General features: G+C 60.0%; 17 protein-coding genes. 11 read left to right on the top strand and 6 right to left on the bottom strand.

What is annotated here, in order from left to right; translation table 11 throughout:
- Positions 1-190 precede the first annotated feature (190 nt).
- From LJX92_RS00400 to LJX92_RS00425, 6 genes are all read left to right on the top strand, one after another.
- Positions 191-412: a cytochrome gene (locus LJX92_RS00400; protein WP_228309167.1), complete on the top strand. Its 222-nt coding sequence runs from the start codon at positions 191-193 to the stop codon at positions 410-412.
- 33 nt (positions 413-445) lie between these two features.
- Complete coding sequence (locus LJX92_RS00405; protein ID WP_032878549.1) at positions 446-1,072, top strand: c-type cytochrome; 627 nt, start codon at positions 446-448, stop codon at positions 1,070-1,072.
- Between the two features lie 167 nt (positions 1,073-1,239).
- Positions 1,240-1,875 carry a thiol:disulfide interchange protein DsbA gene (gene dsbA, locus LJX92_RS00410; RefSeq protein ID WP_228309168.1) on the top strand — a complete coding sequence of 212 codons (636 nt, stop codon included), beginning with the start codon at positions 1,240-1,242 and terminating at the stop codon, positions 1,873-1,875.
- Between the two features lie 10 nt (positions 1,876-1,885).
- Positions 1,886-2,764, top strand: a complete 879-nt coding sequence (locus tag LJX92_RS00415) for an endonuclease/exonuclease/phosphatase family protein (protein WP_103734071.1) — start codon at positions 1,886-1,888, stop codon at positions 2,762-2,764.
- Entirely contained in the window at positions 2,761-4,806 is a 2,046-nt protein-coding gene (locus tag LJX92_RS00420; protein WP_228309169.1) for a GGDEF domain-containing protein, read from the top strand. Before LJX92_RS00415 ends, LJX92_RS00420 begins: the two co-directional genes overlap by 4 nt.
- A gap of 88 nt (positions 4,807-4,894) precedes the next feature.
- Complete coding sequence (locus tag LJX92_RS00425; protein WP_032878546.1) at positions 4,895-5,671, top strand: N-acetylmuramoyl-L-alanine amidase; 777 nt, start codon at positions 4,895-4,897, stop codon at positions 5,669-5,671.
- A gap of 32 nt (positions 5,672-5,703) precedes the next feature.
- Here LJX92_RS00425 and LJX92_RS00430 read toward each other — a convergent pair whose 3' ends face one another.
- Together LJX92_RS00430 and algB are read right to left on the bottom strand one after the other, a co-directional pair.
- Positions 5,704-7,491, bottom strand: a complete 1,788-nt coding sequence (locus LJX92_RS00430; protein WP_078822725.1) for an ATP-binding protein — start codon at positions 7,489-7,491, stop codon at positions 5,704-5,706.
- 10 nt (positions 7,492-7,501) lie between these two features.
- Entirely contained in the window at positions 7,502-8,848 is a 1,347-nt protein-coding gene (gene algB, locus LJX92_RS00435; RefSeq protein ID WP_032878543.1) for a sigma-54-dependent response regulator transcription factor AlgB, read from the bottom strand.
- Positions 8,849-9,240: 392 nt separating this feature from the next.
- Between algB and LJX92_RS00440 the strand changes: the two genes are divergently transcribed.
- From LJX92_RS00440 to LJX92_RS00460, 5 genes are all read left to right on the top strand, one after another.
- The gene (locus LJX92_RS00440) at positions 9,241-9,525 is read left to right on the top strand and encodes a hypothetical protein (RefSeq protein WP_228309170.1); all 285 of its coding nucleotides are present in this window, start codon (positions 9,241-9,243) and stop codon (positions 9,523-9,525) included.
- Positions 9,526-9,603: 78 nt separating this feature from the next.
- Entirely contained in the window at positions 9,604-9,768 is a 165-nt protein-coding gene (locus LJX92_RS00445) for a DUF1328 domain-containing protein (protein WP_003187386.1), read from the top strand.
- A 2-nt stretch (positions 9,769-9,770) separates the two neighbouring features.
- Entirely contained in the window at positions 9,771-10,238 is a 468-nt protein-coding gene (locus tag LJX92_RS00450; RefSeq protein WP_216090526.1) for an inhibitor of vertebrate lysozyme family protein, read from the top strand.
- A gap of 741 nt (positions 10,239-10,979) precedes the next feature.
- A complete protein-coding gene (gene gltP / locus LJX92_RS00455) occupies positions 10,980-12,311 on the top strand; it encodes a glutamate/aspartate:proton symporter GltP (RefSeq protein ID WP_005783475.1) in 1,332 nt (443 codons plus the stop codon).
- A gap of 98 nt (positions 12,312-12,409) precedes the next feature.
- On the top strand, positions 12,410-13,639 hold the full coding sequence (locus LJX92_RS00460) for a nucleoside recognition domain-containing protein (RefSeq protein ID WP_005783476.1): 1,230 nt from the start codon (positions 12,410-12,412) through the stop codon (positions 13,637-13,639).
- A 90-nt stretch (positions 13,640-13,729) separates the two neighbouring features.
- Here the strand turns inward: LJX92_RS00460 and LJX92_RS00465 are convergent, their stop codons facing one another.
- Genes LJX92_RS00465 through LJX92_RS00480 form a run of 4 tightly spaced genes read right to left on the bottom strand, consistent with a single transcriptional unit; the run spans position 13,730 to position 17,226 of the window.
- Positions 13,730-14,341, bottom strand: coding sequence for an ABC-type transport auxiliary lipoprotein family protein (locus tag LJX92_RS00465; protein WP_103734067.1), 612 nt, complete (start codon positions 14,339-14,341; stop codon positions 13,730-13,732).
- The gene (locus tag LJX92_RS00470; RefSeq protein WP_005783479.1) at positions 14,338-15,276 is read right to left on the bottom strand and encodes an MlaD family protein; all 939 of its coding nucleotides are present in this window, start codon (positions 15,274-15,276) and stop codon (positions 14,338-14,340) included. The genes LJX92_RS00465 and LJX92_RS00470 overlap by 4 nt, the downstream gene beginning before the upstream one ends.
- 1 nt (position 15,277) lies before the next feature.
- The gene (locus LJX92_RS00475; RefSeq protein ID WP_014716351.1) at positions 15,278-16,081 is read right to left on the bottom strand and encodes an ABC transporter ATP-binding protein; all 804 of its coding nucleotides are present in this window, start codon (positions 16,079-16,081) and stop codon (positions 15,278-15,280) included.
- Positions 16,078-17,226, bottom strand: coding sequence for an ABC transporter permease (locus tag LJX92_RS00480; protein WP_228309171.1), 1,149 nt, complete (start codon positions 17,224-17,226; stop codon positions 16,078-16,080). Before LJX92_RS00480 ends, LJX92_RS00475 begins: the two co-directional genes overlap by 4 nt.
- Positions 17,227-17,233 lie beyond the last annotated feature (7 nt).

The raw sequence follows: 17,233 nt of genomic DNA on the forward strand, positions 1-17,233 counted from the left end.
GATTTCCGATGTGGGCGGTGCCGAAAAAGGGTGCGGCAAGCGGTGTCGTTTCCGTTTCAGTAGCGCCAGTATATAATGCCGCAGATTTTGTGTGTGCTTTGTCCCAGCGAAGGATGAAGTTCACGGGAGCGAAAGACCTTTATTGCGCATTAGAACGCAAAACGCTCTCAAACCCTGAAAAGGTCGATGTATGGCCCCAATGGTTGCCGCTTTTGGTGTCCTGAACCCGCTTTACGGCGCTCAGGCTACACAGGATCCACAAGCGCTGTACAACCGAGTTTGCGTGGTCATGCTGATGCAGCGCGTGACCCAGGGTTTCAAGGCAATGCCGCCGCGTGGTTTGTGCATGGACTGCAGTACTGAGGATTACCAGGCCGTCATTGAGTTGGCGGTGAGTAAACCCGGTAGATAACTCTTAAACCCTTAGCCGTAGTTGGATTAGCTGATGAACAAACTGATCGTGAGTCTGCTGTTGACCTTGGGCATCACAGGCGCTGCCGTCGCTGCAGAGGGCCCCGTCAAAGGTGATGCCACTGCCGGTCAAGCGAAAGCCGCCGTATGTGGTGCCTGCCACGGGCCGGATGGCAACAGCCCGGCGCCGAACTTCCCCAAACTGGCCGGCCAGGGTGAACGTTACCTGAGCAAGCAGATGCACGACATCAAGGACGGCAAGCGCACAGTGCTGGAAATGACCGGCATGCTGACCAATCTCAACGATCAGGACCTGGCGGACCTCGCGGCGTATTTTGCCAGCCAGAAAGGCAGTGTGGGAGCTGCTGATCCTAAGTTGGTCGCTCGCGGAGAAAAGCTGTTCCGTGGCGGTGACCTGGAAAAAGGCTTGCCTGCCTGCACCGGTTGCCACTCGCCAAATGGCGCTGGCATCGCCGCCGCTGGCTTCCCGCACCTGAGTGGCCAGCATGCTACCTATATCGCCAAACAGCTGACCGATTTCCGTAAGGAAGAGGCCGGACGAGCGAATGATGGCGACGCCGCAATCATGCGCACCATCGCTCGCAAGCTGAGTGACGAAGACATTGCAGCCGTCTCCAGTTACATCCAGGGCCTGCATTAAGTTGCACGCAACGTTAACACTCGATTAATCCCGCGATGCAAGCATAAAAGGGTGGCTCAGGCCGCCCTTTTTTGTGGCCGCTGCCGTTACACTAACGAACTCATGCCCGCGTAGACCTGTCACAACAAAGGTCGCGTGAGGCGACTTTATTTGTCCAGGAGTAAAGCATGCGTAATCTGATCCTCAGCGCCGCTCTCGTCACTGCCAGCCTCTTCGGCATGACCGCGCAAGCAGCCGATGTGCCGCTTGAAGCCGGTAAAACCTACGTTGAATTGGCTAACCCTGTACCGGTGTCGGTACCCGGCAAAATCGAAGTGGTGGAGCTGTTCTGGTATGGCTGCCCGCATTGCTACGCTTTTGAGCCGACCATCAACCCATGGGTTGAAAAGCTGCCCAAGGACGTTAACTTCCGTCGCCTTCCCGCCATGTTTGGTGGCCCATGGGATGCCCACGGCCAACTGTTCCTGACGCTCGAAGCCATGGGCGTGGAACACAAAGTACACAACGCTGTTTTCGAAGCGATCCAGAAGCAGGGCAAGCGCCTGACCAAGCCGGAAGAAATGGCTGACTTCGTCGCCACCCAGGGCGTGGACAAGGACAAGTTCATGGCCACTTTCAATTCCTTCGCCATCCAGGGCCAGATCAAGCAGGCCAAGGAGCTCGCGCAGAAGTACGGTGTGCAAGGCGTTCCAACCCTGATCGTCAACGGCAAGTATCGTTTCGACCTGGGCACTGCCGGTGGTCCTGAAGCGGTCCTCAATGTTGCCGACCAACTGATCGCTAAAGAACGCGCAGCCAAGTAAGGGGCCCGCCATGCGCCGTTGGGGTACCGAACGCGTCGTCGGCCTGCACGAGCCGCAGGTCAACGAACACCACCTGCAAGCCACGGGCCTGCCGGCAGACAGCCGCTTGCGCCTGCTCAGCTTCAACATTCAGGTGGGCAACAGTACCGAGAAATACCGGCACTACCTCACCCGTGGCTGGCAGCACGTTCTACCGCACAAGGGGCGTACCGGTAACCTGCAGAAGATCGGCGACCTGCTCAGCGACTTCGACCTGGTCGCCTTGCAGGAGGCTGACGGCGGTAGCCTGCGCTCGGGCTACATCAACCAGGTGGAGCATCTTGCCCAGCTCGGCGCGTTTCCGTACTGGTATCAGCAGCTCAACCGCAACCTGGGGCGCCTGGCACAGCACAGTAATGGTGTGCTCAGCCGCTTGAAGCCGACCGCCATCGAGGATCACCCGCTGCCGGGTCCGAAAGGTCGCGGTGCGATCCTCGTGCGTTTCGGTGAAGGCCCTGACGCCTTGGTGGTGGTGATGATGCACCTGGCACTCGGCGGACGTACCCGCAACCTGCAGCTTGCCTATGTGCGTGACCTGATTGGTAACTACAAGCACCAGGTGTTGATGGGGGACATGAACACCCATGCCAACGACCTGTTGCAGAATTCCCCGCTGCGCGACCTGGGCCTGTTGGCCCCGCAAGTCGAAGCCACATTTCCCAGCTGGCGCCCGCAGCGCTGCCTTGACCACATCCTGCTCAGCCCGAGCCTTACACTGGAAAGTGTGCGAGTGCTGGCGCAGCCCATTTCCGATCACCTGCCCGTCGCGGTAGAGATTCGTCTGCCGGGTTCGCTTACCGCTGATGCATTACCCGCGTTGAGCCCAGGCCCTCGCGGACCTCTTGCATGAGCGACGACGCCCAGCGCTGGAAAGAGAAATACCTCAAGAGCATCGAGCAACAAGACAAGCTCGAACGCCGCTGGGCCGCCCGCCTCGACCTGCTGCGCCGCGGCCTGGTGCGCAGCACGCTGGCGGCTGAAGGGACCGACCGCGCTGTTGATCAATGCATGAAAGAAATGCGTGATGTAGTGCGCACGGACGACATGGACGCAGCCCTCGCCGCGCTGTTGCCGCGCCTGGAAAAGGCTGTGCTGGATTCCGAGCAGCGCCGCGAAACCCGGGTTGACCAGATCAGCACCGCACTCACGGCCCTGGTTTCCCAGTTGCAAAGGCTTGCGTTGCCCCGCGAGGTGGCCCGCCCGCTGAAGGCCTTTGCCAAACAGCTCGATAGCCGCGTCGGCCAGGCGCGGGAGATACCGCTGTTGCTCAGTGAGCTAAGCAGCCTGCAAGGGCAGGCGCTGAATAATCTGGAGCCTGAAAGCGAAGCCTCACGCGCGGGTCCTGGGCTGCTGCAGCGCCTGTTTGGCAGTAAGGAGGCATCGAGTGAAGCGCCGCAGGTTGACGCTGCGCCACTGCCCACCGCGCAGGTGGCGCCGTCAAAGCCCGCTGCGCCGCCACCTTCGCCCGAGCCGCAGGAGCCCGTACAGTCCGAAGAGTTGACCCAGGCCTTGCGTGCCTTTGCACCGCAACCACAAACGCCGCTCGCTCCCGCATCGGAACTGGTAGCGCCGGCCCCGGTGGAAGCGGCTCGCGACACCTTCGCATTCGAGGCACCGCCTTCTGCAGCCCCGATTGCTTCACCTGTGCAGGCCCCTGAGCCGCCGATAGAAGAGCCGGCCCCTGAAAGCGCGCTCGCCGCCTTTATTGAAGCGCCGCAGGTTGAAGTCGACGCGCCGGATCAAACCAGCATAGGTAGCCTGTCTCTCCCGCCGGTGCTGGAAATTCCCGAGCCCGACGAACTGCAGTCCGATGGGATATACGCCCTGCCCGACTCGCCTGAGCCGTCCTACAGCTCGGTGGCCAAGCACATTGAAGATACGTTACTGGGCCTGTTGGAAGATCTGTCCCTGCCTGAACGTCACCGGCCCCAGGCCGAAGCCATGCGCGAGCGGCTTGCCCACGGCTTGAATTGGTACGAGCTGATCCCGATCCTGGATGACCTGGCGGTGCTGATGCTGGCGATCACCGACAGTGGCCAGCATGAGTTCGAGGCTTATCTCAAGCAACTCAACGAGCGCCTTGAGGCATTTCAGGGCCACCTGCAGGTTGCCAGCGAGGGCCACGCCGATAGCAGCCTGGCCGCGCGGGAGCTGGATACGCAGATTCGTGAACAGGTCGACGGGTTGCAAAGCAGCGTGCAGGAAGCCGCCGATCTGAGCAGCCTCAAGCAGGTACTCGAAAGCCATCTCGAAGGCTTGCTCGGGACCATGGACGAGCATCAGCAGCAGCGTGACCAACGTGAGCAGGAAGTGGCGGCGCGCCTCAAAACCCTGGCTGAGCGGGTGGCCAACATGGAGCAGGAAGCCCAGGGCTACCGTGAGCACCTGGAAGTACAGCGCCAGAAGGCCTTGCTCGATCCGCTAACCGGCCTGCCCAACCGGGCAGCGTGGAGCGAACGCCTTGATCACGAGGTCAACGCCTGGCATCAACGCGGCAACAGCCTGTCGCTGGCGATGCTCGACCTGGATCATTTCAAGCGCATCAATGATGGCTACGGTCATCTGGCGGGTGACAAGGTGCTCAAGATCATCGCCAACGTGCTGAGCAAGCGCCTGCGGCCCACCGACTTCATCGCGCGTTTCGGCGGTGAGGAGTTTGTGCTGCTGATGCCCGACTCAGCCTTGGCGGATGCCTTGGCTGTCGCTCAAGTATTGCGCGCGGCCATCGAGGCATGCCCGTTCCACTTCAAGGGCGAGCCGGTGACGATCACGGTGTCCATGGGCGTAGCGCAGTTTCAACCTGGCGAGCGCAGCGACTTGGCCCTCAAGCGAGCCGATGAAGCGCTTTACAGGGCCAAGGCAGCGGGACGCAATCAAGTGCAGGTGGCATAAAAGATGTTCCATTTTGTAATTTGACCGCCGGGCTAATTACGTTACGTTACACTGTTGCATTATCGTCTCTCAGTGTACTGCTCCTGCCATGAAATCCTTGTCTATTGCTTTTGTGTTTCTCCTGCTCGCCGGTTGCGCCAGCGGCCCGCGGCTGAATACCAGCCACCCTTCGGTGAACCACGACAACCGCGTGCAGTTTGTTGTCGTGCATTACACCTCTACCAACCTTGAGCGCTCGCTGGCATTGCTGACCCATGGCCAGGTGAGCAGCCATTACCTGATCGGCGACGACGCCTCAGGCACCATCTACAAGCTGGTGGATGAAAGCCAGCGTGCCTGGCACGCGGGGGAAAGCGAGTGGATGGGGCGCACCTGGCTCAATTCCAGCTCCATCGGCATCGAGATCGTCAACCCTGGGTTCCGTGATACGCCGACAGGGCGTGTGTGGTACCCGTATTCCGAAGCGCAGGTGCAGTCGCTGATCGTGCTGCTCAAGGACATCAGCAAGCGTAACGGTATCGACCCCAAGAACATCATCGGGCATAGCGACATTGCCCCACTGCGCAAGCTGGACCCGGGGCCGCTGTTCCCCTGGAAGCGTCTGGCCGCAGAAGGTCTGGCCGTCTGGCCGGATGCACAGGCCGTGGCACGATTCCAGGTGCAGTACGGCGCTCAGCTGCCGAGCGTCACCTGGTTCCAGGAAGAACTCGCTCGCCTGGGCTATCAGACGCCGCAGACCGGGGAGCTGGATGTGGCCACGCGGCACGTGATCGCCGCCTTCCAGATGCGCTTCCGCCCTTCATTGTTTGATGGCACTCCGGATGCTGAAAGTGCTGCGATCCTGCGGGCCTTGAACCAGCGCTGATTGTGTATAGGTAGGAGCGAGCAAGCTCGCTCCTACAACGGTAATGCCATATAGAACTGCGTACCCTGCCCTGGTCGTGAATACACGCCCATGCGGCCGCCGTGCAACTGCACGATCTCCTTGCACAGGGCCAGCCCCAGGCCCGCGCCGCCTTTCTTGCGACCCACCTGCACAAAGGGTTCGAAGATTCGCCCTTGCTGGCCATAGGCGATACCTTCGCCGTTGTCTTCAACACTGATAATCACCCGTTCGCCATGGCGCCGTGCCTGCAGGCGAATCTGCCCGCCTTCGGCGGTGTGGCGCAACGCGTTGCCGAGCAAATTGTCGAGCACGCGCTCCAGTTGCACCTGGTCGGCATACAGTCGCGGCAACTCCGGCTGGGCTTCCACCAGCAACTCAATGTGCTGCGCATTGGCGGGTTCGGTAAATCGCGCCCGTGCGTGTTCCAGCAGGTCGGTCACATCGCAGGCCCCCAGGGTGAGTTTTTGTAGGCCGTTCTGGTAGCGCGAGAAGTTGAGCAAGTCGTTGATCAACTGCATCAGGCGTTGCATTTCTTCGTTGACCGTATCCAGCAGGTCCGCTTCACGGGAGTCTGCCGGGAACTTCGCTCGCTCGCGAAACAGGCCGAAGGCCATATGCATGCCGGTCACCGGCGTGCGCAGCTCATGAGAGGCGCGCAACACGAACTCGCTACGCACTCGTTCGAAGGCGCGCTGTTCGGTAACGTCATGCAGCACCATCACAGCCCCCAGAATATGACCCTGTGTATGGCTCACAGGGGTCAGGCTGTAGGTCAGCAGGCGCAGTTCGCCCTCGACCTCTACTTCCAGATCATCCGGCGCCCGCTCCAGGTTGCCGCCGCGCAGCACCAGTTGCAGTTGTTCATCCATCTCTGCACGACCCAGGGCTTCGCCCAGGCCCTGACCTAGGCGCTCTTCGTCCCAGCCCAGTTGGCGTTGTGCAACCGGGTTGAGGTGCTCCAGGCAGCCCTGCCGATCAATCATCAGCAGGCCGTCATCAATACTGTCGAGCACGGCTTGCAGGCGCTGTTGGCCGGCCAGCAGTTCATCGACATTGGTGGCCTGATGCTGGCGCAATGCTTCGGCCATGATGCCGAAACGGCGGGTCAGCTGATTCATTTCCGCTGCTGAGGAGATAGGCAGCGTCACTTCAAAATCGCCCTGTCCGATCTTGTCGGCGGCTTTGGCCAGTGCCTCGATCGGTCCGCCAAAACGCCGCGCGATGCCATGGGCCGTGACAAAGCCAATGATCAACACTGCGAGGCCCACCAACCCGAGCAGCCCTGCAATCAATAACGCGCGCTCACGGGACTTGTGCTCGCTGGCGCTGATGTTCTCCAGTGCCTGCTTGTGATCGGCAATCAGTCCGTTGCGCAGTATGTTGAAGGTTTCAGTGATTTTTTCCTTGCTGCCCGGCGGCGGTGTTTCCTGCTGGGATTGGTCGAACGCTTCGAGCAGGTTCTGGTAGTCGGAGCGGGCCTGGCCAAAGCCATGGCTTTTACCGATCGACTGCTCATGGGCAACGCCTTGGTCCAGCAGGTCGAAATAATGCTGCTTGGAGGCCCTCAGGGCCTCAGGGTCGGGTCGTTTCTCCAGCATCATGATCAGCTGGTCGCCCAGGCTCTGACGCAATTTGAGTCCCAGATCCAGGGTGATGAAGTTACTGCGAATCAGCGATTCCTGGGTCTTGGCCATTTGCATGACGCTGACCAGGCCCAGGATCAATCCCAGCAAGGCCACGGTGATCAGCGCTGAAATGCTCAGAAATAACCGAGTGCGCAGTTTCATCGCGAGCTTCATAAGGTCCTGCTCACAGGTTGTACTGTTTGCGTTTGCGGTACAGGGTCGACGCGTCGATGCCGAGGGTGCGGGCTGCTTGATCCAGCGTGTCACTGGTGGCGAGCACGGCGCCGATATGGGCTTTTTCCAGCTCGTCCAGGCTCAACGCCGCGCCGATACGGGGCGCGTTGTTGGTCGGTTGCTCAGCCATCCCCAAATGGCTGATCTCTACCTTCTCCTGAGGGCAGATGATGCTGGCGCGTTCCACTACGTTACGCAGCTCGCGAATGTTGCCGGGCCAGCGATAGTTGAGCAGCGCTTCACGGGCCTGATCACTGAATCCGCGCGCGGGGCGGGCGTATTCCTTGACGAAGCGTGCCAGGAAGCGGTCAGCCAGGGTAAGGATGTCTTCACTGCGTTCGCGCAGCGGCGGCAGGTGCAGGGTGATGACATTGAGGCGGTACAGCAAGTCTTCCCGGAAGCGGCCGTCGCGCACCATGTCTTCCAGGTTCAGGTTGGTGGCGGCGAGGATGCGCACGTCGGCGCGGCGGGTGACTGGGTCGCCCACACGCTCATATTCCTTATCCTGAATGAAGCGCAGCAGCTTTGGTTGCAACGTGAGGGGAAAATCGCCGATCTCGTCGAGAAACAACGTGCCGCCGTCAGCCTGGTTAACGCGTCCCAAGGTGCTTTCACTGGCGCCGGTGAACGCGCCGCGACTATGGCCGAACAGTTCGCTCTCCATCAGCTCGGCGGTCAGTGACGGGCAGTTGATGGTCACGCAAGACTTCTTGGAGCGTTTGCTCCAGCCGTGAATGGCACGGGCCAGCTCACCTTTACCGGTGCCGGACTCGCCGAGGATCAAGATGTTTGCATCGGTCCCGGCCACTTGGCGCGCAGTTTCCAGTACTACCATCATCGACGGGCTGTGAGAGTCGAGGCCATCCTTGGGCTGGCGCACTGCGCCTTCCAGGGCCTCCAGTCGCGCAGAGAGCTGGCGTACTTCCAGTTGCTTGGCGGTGGCCAGGCGCAATTGGTCCGGACTGCAAGGTTTGACCAGATAGTCGGCGGCACCGGCCTGGATTGCGTCCACGGCGGTATCCACGGCGGAGTGGGCCGTGACGATCACCACACGCATCCACGGAGCCTGGATACGCATCTGCGCGAGTACATCCAGGCCGTTGTCCTCGCCCAGGCGCAAGTCCAGAAAGCACAGGTCAAACACCTGGCGCTGCATCAGGGCATCGGCCTGGGCGGCGCTGTTGGCGGTGGCAACGGTGTAGCCCTCGTCTTCCAGGCAATAACGGAACGTGCGGAGGATTGCGGATTCGTCATCCACTAAAAGAATGCGGCCTTGAAGCTCCTTGGCTGAATCCATCTGTCCCGCGCTCCTTAACTATTAAATAAGATGGTGTTTAGTCCCGGAATAATCGGGCAAGTTGCATGGTTTATTCTGATTCATAAAAGGCATCTTCGTGTAGGTATCTACACGCCTTCCTACAAAGCGCCGGCTGATAGCCTTTTTGTGCGTTATCGCGACTTCGGCAACTGAGCGTGCGCTTTCGATCCCCTGACCCGACCACTGGCCATCGTGCATTTCGCACGGCATCTAAAGAGGCATCGTGCAGGATGCTGGGTGCAACATCCTTTCATGTCACATAATCTATTGATTTTATTGTGTTTTATTTTGCAATAAAGCTGGCACGCAGTCTGCAATATCCCTCCCAAGAGTGTCATGAACGAATAATCAGAATGCGGGAGAACAGCAGCATGACTCGCCAAAGCCTCAGCCAATTGCGTGTATCGCCGCTGCGTATGCAGCAGGGCCTGTTTGCCAGCCTGGCCTTGATGGTCACGTTGATTGCCGGCCAGCAGATGCAGCACTGGCAGCAGAGTGAGCAGCCAGCCCCGCAATTTGAGCGTCCGGTGATGACCCAGAACCATTTCCGTTCCATTGGCAGCGCTAGCGCTAATGTAACTGCCCCGCAATTGAGCTTGATCGATCAGGATTCCACCCTGGATGAACTGCCTGCTCAAGAGCGTTGGGTGTTCTAGGCAAGAACAAGTCGCTTGTGTTGAGCGACTGCACGGCACTACCGCTGTTACCCCTATAGAAGCATAAGGAGAATCACCATGTTGAGTTGGGCAATCACATTTCTGATCATCGCCATTGTCGCTGCAGTCCTGGGCTTCGGTGGTATCGCTGGCACCGCCACCGGCATCGCCAAGATCCTGTTTGTCGTCTTCCTGGTGATGTTCATTGCTTCGTTCTTCTTTGGTCGTAAAGGCCGAGGTTGAATATGACCACTCTGCCGTTTAAAGCCTTGGCTGCCGCCCTGCTACTGGGCGGCAGCGGCCTGGCGATGGCCGCCAATGACGGGCAATCCCGGGCGAACGAATTGCTCAATTCGGATCCGCAATACCGTGAAACCTGGCAAGGCGTGGTGAAGAAAGAAGAGCGTCTGCCGGAATGGGTGATGAACCTGTCCGGCACCGCTGAGCAAATGAACGCTGTCGAGGAAGATGGCGACAAGTACTTGGTCGGGCCGCTGTGTGAAACCGCGGATACCTGCCGGAGCAAGCGTTTGATCGTGGCCTTCAGTTTCGATAAGGAAGATGCCTACGCGATGTTGGTGGAAGTCCCAGCCGGTTTGCCGGCCGACAAGTCCCCGACACGGCATGCCGATTACCGTTTCCTCGGTAAGCCGGATGAAGGCATGCAAAAGCTGTTGATGGAACAACTGAAGAAAGATCCGAATTGGTACTAGGTTCCGTCTGAGACGGAGCCAGCGTCCATAGAAAGAAGCCCCTGCGCTTCTTTCTGTTTGCATCACTCGCCAAGGGTGGTGCATGACCAGGGGGCCGGGTTGCTCTGATCGATCAAGATCGGCGTGACCTACGGGCACAGGGAGTGCCTGCGAAAGGGCCGGGTCAGGCGAAAAGCTGCGACGCAAGTTCACAAGTCCTCAAGCTTGCTGAACTTGCGGCGGGCTTATGACTCTCATGCCCGCGCTTGGCTCTCGCTTCATGGCTCTCGCGTTATGCCTCTCATAGTCGCAATTTTGCTTTTTGCCTCTCGCCAACCATTGCCGGGTATGTCGACGCGACCATCTATCGAGAAATTTTCGGACGCGCCATAGGACATTTCTGGTCCTAGGTGGTGGATTTCTCACGCATTTCTGCCAAACGTTGCAAGTCGTTCAGCATCACTGAGCGAGCCTGATTTGGCCGCCTCACGGCATATTCACCCGCCTGAATGGCGTATTCGAACTGACCGTTTGGACAATTATTTTCAAAAAAAGCCATGCCGATTCGGCATAGGGTAGGCGTTTACGGCATTAGACGTCGCTCCCTTGCATGGGAATAGTTGCGCCTTTTTTCGCCTACCAGTAAGCCATTTCGGCCACGCTGCGGTGACCTTCCATGGAGGCTGATGCACACACTTTTTCGCTTTCGAGCGTTGCAGCTGGCGCATTTGCCATAAGTCCACTTGAAGTAAGGGTAATGACATGAAGAAGGCAAAGCTAAGCCTCGCCTGGCAGATCCTCATCGGTTTGGTACTGGGGATCGCAATCGGTGCAGTGCTCAACCATTTCAGTGCTGAAAAGGCCTGGTGGATCAGCAATGTATTGCAGCCGGCAGGCGATATCTTTATCCGCCTGATCAAGATGATCGTGATCCCGATTGTGATTTCCTCGCTGATCGTCGGCATTGCCGGTGTGGGCGACGCGAAAAAGCTCGGTCGCATCGGCGTCAAAACCATCCTTTACTTCGAAGTGGTCACTACCATCGCCATCGTGGTTGGCCTGCTGCTGGCCAACCTGTTCCACCCGGGCGCCGGCATCGACATGAGTACCCTGGGTACCGTCGACATCTCCAAGTACCAGGCCACCGCCGCCGAGGTGCAGCATGAACATGCGTTCATCGAAACCATCCTCAACCTGATCCCATCGAACATCTTCGCGGCGGTTGCCCGTGGTGAAATGCTGCCGATCATCTTCTTCTCGGTGCTGTTCGGCCTGGGCTTGTCGAGCCTCAAGCCTGAGCTGCGCGAGCCGCTGGTGACCATGTTCCAGGGCGTGTCCGAGAGCATGTTCAAAGTCACTCACATGATCATGAAGTACGCCCCTATCGGCGTGTTTGCCCTGATCGCGGTGACCGTCGCCAACTTCGGCTTTGCCTCCTTGCTGCCGCTGGCCAAGCTGGTGATCCTGGTTTACGTCGCCATCCTGTTCTTCGCCTTCGCGGTACTGGGCCTGATCGCCCGTCTGTTTGGCTTCTCGATCCTGAAAGTGATGCGCATCTTCAAGGATGAGCTGGTACTGGCTTACTCCACCGCCAGTTCCGAAACTGTGCTGCCCCGGGTGATCGAGAAGATGGAAGCCTACGGCGCGCCGAAGGCGATCTGCAGCTTCGTGGTGCCGACCGGTTATTCGTTCAACCTCGACGGTTCGACCCTGTACCAGAGCATCGCGGCAATCTTTATTGCCCAGCTGTATGGCATTGACCTGTCGATCGGCCAGCAACTGATGCTGGTTCTGACCCTGATGGTTACCTCCAAAGGTATCGCCGGCGTGCCGGGTGTGTCCTTTGTAGTGTTGCTGGCTACCCTGGGCAGCGTGGGCATCCCGCTGGAAGGCTTGGCGTTTATCGCCGGTGTCGACCGTGTGATGGACATGGCGCGTACCGCACTGAACGTGATCGGCAATGCCTTGGCCGTATTGGTCATCTCCCGTTGGGAAGGCATGTACGATGACGCCAAGGGCGAGCGCTACTGGAACTCCCTGCCGCACTGGCGCAGCAAGGAAGCGTTGCCAGCCGGCGAGACTACTCGCGGCTGATAGCACGATTGCGCTGACACGAACCCCGGATAATTCCGGGGTTTGTCGTTTCTGTCAGCCCCGCTATCATTCGCCCCATCTTTCGGGGGATTCAACTGATGCTAAATGGCCTGTGGCTTGGCTTCTTTGTCGTGGCAATGGTGTCAGCACTGGCGCAATGGCTGGTGGGCGGTAACGCCGGGATTTTTGCGGCGATGGTCGAAAGCATTTTCGCCATGGCCAAATTGTCGGTGGAAGTCATGGTGCTGCTGTTCGGCACCCTGACCTTGTGGCTGGGCTTTTTGCGCATCGCTGAAAAAGCCGGGATCGTCGATTGGCTGGCCAAGGCGCTCGGCCCGTTGTTTCGAAGGCTGATGCCGGAAGTGCCTGCCGGTCACCCTGCCATCGGCCTGATCACCCTCAACTTCGCCGCCAACGGTTTGGGCCTGGACAACGCCGCCACGCCCATCGGCCTGAAAGCCATGAAGGCCTTGCAGGAACTCAACCCCATCCCCAACACGGCGAGCAACGCGCAGATCCTGTTCCTGGTGCTCAATGCGTCCTCGCTGACCCTGTTGCCGGTGACCATCTTCATGTACCGCGCCCAGCAAGGCGCCGCCGACCCGACGCTGGTGTTCCTGCCGATCCTGCTGGCCACCAGCGCATCGACCCTGGTGGGCCTGCTGTCGGTGGCGGTGATGCAACGCCTGCGGTTGTGGGACCCGGTGGTGCTGGCTTATCTGATTCCTGGCGCATTGGTGCTGGGCGGCTTCATGGCGCTGCTGGCGACACTCTCGGCCACGGCGCTGGCCGGTTTATCCTCGATCCTGGGCAACCTCACGTTGTTTGGCCTGATCATGCTGTTTCTGGTGATCGGCGCGTTGCGCAAGGTCAAGGTGTACGAGGCCTTCGTCGAAGGGGCCAAGGAAGGCTTCGACGTGGCCAAGAACCTGTTGCCCTACCTTGTAGCGATGCTGTGTGCGGTGGGCGTGTTGCGGGCCTCGGGCGCGTTGGACTTCGGTCTGGAAGGGATTCGCCATGTGGTGGCCTGGACGGGCATGGATACACGGTTTGTCGATGCGCTACCGACTGCGATGGTCAAGCCTTTCTCCGGCAGTGCGGCACGGGCGATGCTGATCGAGACCATGCAGACCCAGGGTGTGGACAGCTTCCCGGCCTTGGTGGCGGCGACAATACAGGGCAGTACTGAGACCACTTTCTATGTGTTGGCGGTGTACTTTGGTTCGGTGGGCATCCAGCGCGCACGACATGCGGTGGGCTGTGCGTTGCTGGCGGAGTTTGCCGGTGTCGTGGCGGCTATTGCGGTGTGCTACTGGTTCTTCGGTTAAGCCTTAAATTGCCATTGCAGGCAAGCCAGCCCACATTTTGATTTGTGAATACAATCAAAAGTGGGAGCTGGCTTGCCTGCGATGAGGCCCTCAGCGTCTAGGTGCTGTATTGCCCTGCGCCACTACCCAATCCACCACCTGCTTATTCAACTGATCCCCGGCCTGGCCAAAAGCAGCCACCACCGCCGGCACCTTGGTATCACCCACCGGCTGCCTTACCTCAAACCGCCGGCTGGCAATAATCCGCTGATCGCTGCCGCGCACCAAACGCGCATCCAGGCGAATCACCACCTCCACCGCGTCACCCCGGTATTCACTTTGAAACGCCTGCAACTGCCCGCCCAACTCATAGTCGGCTTGCAGGTTGGTCTCGTCAGTACTCAGCAGCGTTACCCGTCCATCGCGTTGGAAGCCGTCCAGCAGGCGGTTGCGTAAGAGTACCGGCGCCGGGTCGCTCCAGCGTGAGTTCGCATAGCTGCTGATCAGGTTGCCGTCAGGCACCACGGCAATGCGTGGACTGTCGAGAAACTCGCTGGTCTGGGGTTTGGCTACGCGCAGCGACCAACTCACCGGCGTGCCTTGGGTGGTTGGTTGGGTGGACACCAGGCGGTACACGTCTGACGGGTCAGGCTTGGGCAGAATCGAGCAGGCGCTGAGCAGTGCCAGGGCCACAGGGGCGATCATCAGGTAAGCACGCTTCATGGCGTGAACTCCTTGTTCTTGTCACTGCCCAGCAGGTAACCGCTGGGGTTGGCTTCCAGGCGACGGGAGATGGCGCGCAGCGAACCGAGGGTTTCACGCAGCTCACGCACCGCTGGCGCCAGTTCGTTGAGGCCCTGCATACCGCTGTTCACCGAGTCCTGGTTGTTGGTCAGCAAGCTGTTGATGGTGGCGGTGCTTTGCTCCAGGGATTTCATCGCCTGCTCGGCGCTGCCGAAGGCTTGCTTGCCTTGCTCGTTGAGCAGGCCATTGGCGCTGCGCATCAACACGGTGGTTTGTTCCAGCGCGGCACCCGCCTGTTTGCTCACCTGCATCAATTGCTGCATTACCACCTTGATGTCGCCGCGTTGCTCGGCGATGGCACCGGTGGTTTGTTGCAGGTTATCCAGGGTGTTGCTCAAGCGTTCGACGTTTTCCCGGGAGAACATGTGGTTGGCGTTGTGCAGCAGCAGGTTGACGCTGGTCATCAGGTCGTTGCTGTTATTGAGCAGGCGAGCGATGGGCGATGGCGAGGCGATGATTTCCGGCAGGTTGCCGTTCTTGCCCTTGAGTTCCGGGCTCTGCGGGGTGCCGCCGCTGAGCTGGATGATCGAGGTGCCGGTGATGCCGGTCAGCGCCAGCTTGGCCTGGGTGTCTTCCTTGATCGGCGTCTGCCCGGCCAGGCGGATGCGGGCGAGGACGCGACGCGGGTCTTTGGGGTCCAGGCGCAGGCTGGTGACGTCGCCTACCTTGATCCCGCTGTACTGCACCGCACTGCCTTGGGACAGGCCGCTGACCGCTTCGTTGAAGATCACTTCGTAATCCTGGAAGGCGCTGTCGACGCTGGATTTGGCCAGCCATAGGCCGAAGAGCATAGCGCCGACCACCACAATTACGCTGAACAGTCCGATCATCACATGATGGGCTCGGGTTTCCATGTCATACCTCGTTGAGCGATTGAGCGGCATCCAATGCCGCGCGGCCCCGGGGGCCGTGGAAATATTCGTGAATCCAGGCGTCGTCCGTTTCCGAGACGACATCGATGGCGTCGGCCACCAGCACTTTCTTCTGCGCCAGCACCGCCACGCGGTCGGTGATGGTGTACAGCGTGTCGAGGTCGTGGGTGACCAGGAACACGCTCAAGCCCAACGCATCGCGCAGGGTCAGGATCAGTTGGTCGAACTGCGCTGCGCCAATCGGATCGAGGCCAGCGGTGGGTTCATCGAGAAACAGGATGTCCGGGTCCAGTGCCAGCGCACGGGCCAGGGCCGCGCGCTTGATCATGCCGCCGGACAACGAAGCCGGGTATTTGTCGGCGGCCGACAGGGGTAGCCCGGCCAGGGCCAGCTTGACTGCCGCCAAGTGCTCGGCGTCGGCGCGGCTGAGGCCGGCATGTTCGATCAATGGCAGGGCAACGTTCTCGGTAACGGTCAGCGAGGAAAACAGCGCGCCCTTCTGGAACAGCACGCCAAAGCGCCGCTCCACCAGCGAGCGTTCGTGCTCAGGCAGGCTGGGCAGATTCTTGCCGAACACCCGCACCTCACCTTCGCTGGGCCGACGCAGGCCGACGATGCTGCGCAGCAGCACCGACTTGCCGCTGCCGGAGCCGCCGACCACTGCCAGAATCTCGCCTTTGTATAAATCCAGGTCGAGGTTTTCATGCACGCTCTGGCTACCAAAGCGGTTGCACAAGCCGCGCACTTCAATCACCGCCTCAGTGGGCGCACGGTGTAGACGACTCACCAGCCCATCTCCATGAAGAACATCGCGGCGACCGCATCCAGCACGATCACCACAAAAATCGATTGCACCACGCTGGAGGTGGTGTGCGCGCCGACTGATTCGGCGCTGCCGCTGACCTTAAAGCCTTCCAGGCAACCAATGGCCGCAATCAGGAAAGCGAAGATCGGCGCCTTCACCATGCCTACCAGAAAGTGCTGCACGCCAATGTCCGATTGCAACAGCGAGAGGAACATCGCCGGTGAAATATCCAGGGCCACCGCACACACCACGCCGCCGCCGACAATCCCCGAGAGCATCGCCAGGAAAGTCAGCATCGGCAGCGCCACCAGCAGCGCCAGAACCCGCGGCAATACCAGCAGCTCCATCGGGTCCAGGCCCAGGGTGCGGATGGCGTCGATTTCTTCGTTGGCCTTCATTGAGCCGATTTGCGCGGTGAACGCACTGGCGGTACGGCCGGCGATCAGGATCGCGGTGAGCAATACGCCGAATTCGCGCAGGAAAGAGAACGCCACCAGGTCCACGGTAAAAATCGTTGCGCCAAAACTCTTGAGCACGGTGGCGCCAAGAAACGCCACCACCGCGCCCACCAGAAAGGTCAGGAGGGCCACGATAGGTGCGGCATCGAGACCGGTCTGTTCGATATGGGCGACCATCGGCGTAAGGCGCCAGCGCTTGGGTCGAAACATCCCGCGGACGAAGGTCTCAAGGATCAGGCCAATAAAACCCAGGAGTTTCTTGGCGTCTTGCCAGACGGTGTCCACCGCGCGGCCGATACGGGCCAGCACCTGGATGCCAGCGCTTTCTTCCGGCTCTTTGAGCGGGACGCAAAAATCATTGAGGGAGCGGTAGACCGTCTTGAGCAGCGCCCGGTCGGCGGCCGACAGGCTGCAATCGGTCTGCTCGGCGCAGTGCTGGATGCGGTCGGGGCCCAGCAGCTCGACCAGCAGTGACGCGCCGGCGGTATCCAGCGCACCGAGGCCGTTAAGATCGATGCGGGCGCCGGTGTCGTATTGGCCGTCGAGTGTGTCCGACAGCTTTTTCAGGTTGGCGTAGTGGGCAAGCGTCCAGTCGCCGGTAATCCGCAGCGAGGGCGGGTTGCTGGACGTATCAAGATGGGCTGCGCCGGCGGTCGTGCGAGTGGTCATAAGCTCC

This window comes from Pseudomonas sp. HN8-3, assembly GCF_020790195.1.
GTDB lineage: Bacteria > Pseudomonadota > Gammaproteobacteria > Pseudomonadales > Pseudomonadaceae > Aquipseudomonas > Aquipseudomonas synxantha_A.